The organism is Shimazuella sp. NTD247, assembly GCF_059510415.1.
The window spans coordinates 1-259 of record NZ_JCAJZU010000038.1 but is presented as its reverse complement, the minus strand read 5'-3'; the positions used below and the strand labels follow the sequence as shown (position 1 = coordinate 259).

At 49.8% G+C, this 259-nt stretch carries 2 tRNA genes; both read right to left on the bottom strand.

Annotation, left to right across the window (positions count from 1 at the left end):
• Positions 1-17: 17 nt before the first annotated feature.
• Positions 18-93, bottom strand: a tRNA-Ala gene (locus AC5WOC_RS21245).
• A 13-nt stretch (positions 94-106) separates the two neighbouring features.
• Positions 107-183, bottom strand: a tRNA-Ile gene (locus AC5WOC_RS21240).
• Between the last annotated feature and the right edge of the window lie 76 nt (positions 184-259).

Here is a 259-nt window from a genome sequence, read left to right as displayed (position 1 = left end):
AAGGAAGGGTTTTGATATGGTGGAGCTAAGCGGGATCGAACCGCTGACCTCCTGCTTGCAAGGCAGGCGCTCTCCCAGCTGAGCTATAGCCCCATGTATTCAAAAATGGTGGGCCTAAGTGGACTCGAACCACTGACCTCACGCTTATCAGGCGTGCGCTCTAACCAGCTGAGCTATAGGCCCTTAGTATGCACTATGTAAAAAAAGATTATTCCCTGAAAACCGAAGAGTGAGTAACACGCCTGAGTTGAAGGTCTTA